3 protein-coding genes are annotated in these 3,209 nt (G+C 70.2%); all 3 read left to right on the forward strand.

From position 1 onward, the window contains the following. A partial coding sequence (locus ACFWFI_RS42025) for a purine-cytosine permease family protein (protein ID WP_387401124.1) occupies positions 1–1,294 on the forward strand: 1,294 nt, incomplete at its 5' end. Between the two features lie 76 nt (positions 1,295–1,370). After that, the gene (locus tag ACFWFI_RS42030; RefSeq protein ID WP_387401126.1) at positions 1,371–1,772 is read left to right on the forward strand and encodes a YybH family protein; all 402 of its coding nucleotides are present in this window, start codon (positions 1,371–1,373) and stop codon (positions 1,770–1,772) included. Positions 1,773–1,788: 16 nt separating this feature from the next. Then, a partial coding sequence (locus tag ACFWFI_RS42035) for a gamma-aminobutyraldehyde dehydrogenase (protein WP_387401128.1) occupies positions 1,789–3,209 on the forward strand: 1,421 nt, incomplete at its 3' end.

Raw genomic sequence — 3,209 nt, forward strand, 5'->3', positions numbered from 1 at the left:
GGCCAACGGCACGAACAACGCCGTCTCCTCCTCCGCGCACCTGGGCGTGCACGGCAGGGTCGTCGGCTCGTTCCTCTCCCTGCTCACCGCGATCGCGTTCTTCTCGATCTCGGTTTGGTCCTCGGGCGACGCGCTCGTCGGCGGCGCGCACCGGCTCGTCGACGTCCCGGAGACGGACCTCACCTACGGCATCGCGTACGCGGTCTTCGCCGGCCTCGTGCTGGTCGTCTGCGTCTACGGTTTCCGGTTCATGCTGCTGGTCAACAAGATCGCGGTGCTGGCCGCGTCGTCCCTCTTCGTGCTCGGGGCATTCGCCTTCGCAGGCGACTTCGACCCCGGCTACGCGGGAGCCTTCGCCTCGACCGCCGACCCGCTGTTCTGGCCGTCGTTCATCGGCGCCGCGCTGATCGTGCTCTCCAACCCGGTCTCCTTCGGCGCGTTCCTCGGCGACTGGTCCCGCTACATCCCGGCCGGCGCCTCGCGCCGCCGGGTGATGGGGGCCGCGTTCACCGCCCAGATCGCCACCCTGCTGCCGTTCCTCTTCGGCCTGGCCACCGCGTCGATCATCGCGTCGAAGGCCGCGAAGTACGTCGACCCGGCCGCCCCCAACTACGTGGGCGGACTGCTCGCGATCTCGCCCGGCTGGTATTTCCTGCCGCTCTGCCTGATCGCCCTGATCGGCGGCCTCTCCACCGGCACGACCGCCCTGTACGGAACGGGCCTCGACTTCTCCAGCGTCTTCACCCGCTTCAGCCGCGTCCAGGCCACCTTCTTCATCGGCGTCCTGTCCATCGTGTTCATCTTCGTCGGCCGATTCGCGCTCAACCTCGCGCAGTCCATCTCCACCTTCGCGACGCTGATCATCACCTGCACCGCACCGTGGATGATCGTGATGGCGCTCGGCTACGTCACCCGGCGCGGCTGGTACGACGCGGAGGCGCTCCAGGTCTTCAACCGTCGTCAGCGGGGCGGCCGCTACTGGTTCACGCACGGCTGGAACTGGCGTGGAATGTCCACCTGGCTCGTCTCGGCCGTCGTGGCGCTCCTCTTCACCAACCTGCCCGGCCAGTTCGTCGGCCCGCTCGGTGACCTCGCCAACGGCGCGGACATCTCCCTGCCGGTCGGCCTCGCCCTCGCGACCGTGCTCTACCTCTCCCTGCTCGCCCTGTTCCCCGAGCCGCGCGCCGTGTACGGACCGGCCGGGCCCCGCTTCGTCCGCGCCTCGGACTCCCCGGTGCCCCCGATCACCGGCGGCACGGAGGAAAGCGTCACAGAGCCCGCCGTGGCCCACTGAGCCCGGTCTTCCCCCCCCAACCGACCACGGGGCGGTCCGGCACCGTCCGCCCGACGCCCGTGACCAGGAGCTGATCATGAGCACCACCACCGTCCAGGAGGTCCGGGCCGCCGCGGACGCGCTCGTCGCAGCCTTCGCCGAAGGCCGCCTCGACGACTACTTCGGCGCCTTCGCCCCGGACGCGACCTTCCTCTTCCACACCACTCCCCAGCGGCTCGGCTCCACGGCGGAGTACCGCGCTCTCTGGCAGCAGTGGGTGGAACAGGACGGCTTCCGCGTCCTCGGCTGCACCTCGTCCGCCCAGCTGATCCAGCCCTTCGGCGACACGGCCGTCTTCAGCCACGACGTGGAGACACGGGTCGCCACGAACGCGGGTGAGGAGACGGTCCACGAGCGGGAGACCATCGTCTTCGCCCGCGCGGAGGACGGCCGCTGGCCCGCAGTCCACGAGCACCTTTCCGCCCGCACAGCCGCCTGACCGGGAGAGACCTTCCATGAGCACCACGTTCCGCAACTACATCGACGGTGCGTTCGCCGACGCCTCGGACGGCCGTACGCTCGATGTGGTGGACCCCACCACGGGCGCCGTATACGCGACCTCCCCGCTTTCGGGGGAGGCGGACGTCGACGCGGCGATGGCGGCCGCAGCCGCCGCTTTCCCGGTCTGGCGCGACACCACACCGTCCGTGCGCCAGCGCGCGCTGCTGAAGATCGCCGACGCGATGGAGGCACGGGCCGACGACCTGGTCGCCGCGGAGAGCCGGGACACCGGCAAGCCGCTCCACCTCACCCTCAGCGAGGAGGTCGCCCCCGCCATCGACCAGGTGCGCTTCTTCGCGGGAGCGGCCCGGATGCTCGAAGGCCGCTCGGCCGGGGAGTACATGGAGGGGCTGACCTCCATCATCCGCCGCGAGCCGGTCGGCGTGTGCGCACAGGTGGCGCCGTGGAACTACCCCCTGCTGATGGCGGTGTGGAAGTTCGCCCCGGCGCTCGCGGCGGGCAACGCCGTCGTCCTCAAGCCCTCGGACACCACCCCGGCGTCCACGGTGCTGATAGCCGAGATCATCGGCGGTGTCCTCGCGGAGCTTGGGCTGCCCCGCGGAATCCTCAACGTCGTCTGCGGCGACCGTGACACCGGCCGCCTGATGGTGGAGCACCCGACCCCGGCGATGGCCTCCATCACCGGTTCCGTGCGCGCCGGTATCCAGGTCGCCCAGAGCGCGTCCAAGGACGTCAAGCGGGTCCACCTCGAGCTCGGCGGCAAGGCCCCGGCGGTCGTCTTCGAGGACGCCGATCTGGCGAAGGCGGTCGAGGACCTGGTGGTCGGCGGCTTCTTCAACGCCGGCCAGGACTGCACGGCCGCGACCCGCGTCCTGGTCCACGAGTCCGTCCACGACGAGTTCGTCACCGCGCTCGCCAAGGCGGCGGCCGCCACGAAGACCGGCCTGCCGGACGACGAGGACGTGCTGTACGGCCCGCTCAACAACGCGGGCCAGCTGGCGCAGGTCAGCGGCTTCATCGACCGGCTCCCCGCGCATGCCGAGGTCGAGGCGGGCGGCCACCGGGTCGGCGACAAGGGCTACTTCTACGCCCCGACCGTCGTCTCCGGCCTGCGGCAGGACGACGAGATCGTCCAGAACGAGGTCTTCGGCCCGGTCATGACCGTCCAGTCGTTCACGGACGAGGCCCAGGCCGTGGAGTACGCCAACGGCGTCGACTACGCACTGGCCTCCTCGGTGTGGACCAAGGACCACGCGCGGGCGATGCGGATGTCGAAGAAGCTCGACTTCGGCTGTGTGTGGATCAACACCCACATGGCACTCGTCGCCGAGATGCCGCACGGCGGGTTCAAGAAGTCCGGCTACGGCAAGGACCTCTCCGCGTACGGCTTCGAGGACTACACCCGGATCAAGCA

It is taken from the genome of Streptomyces sp. NPDC060209 (genome assembly GCF_042728155.1).
GTDB lineage: Bacteria > Actinomycetota > Actinomycetes > Streptomycetales > Streptomycetaceae > Streptomyces.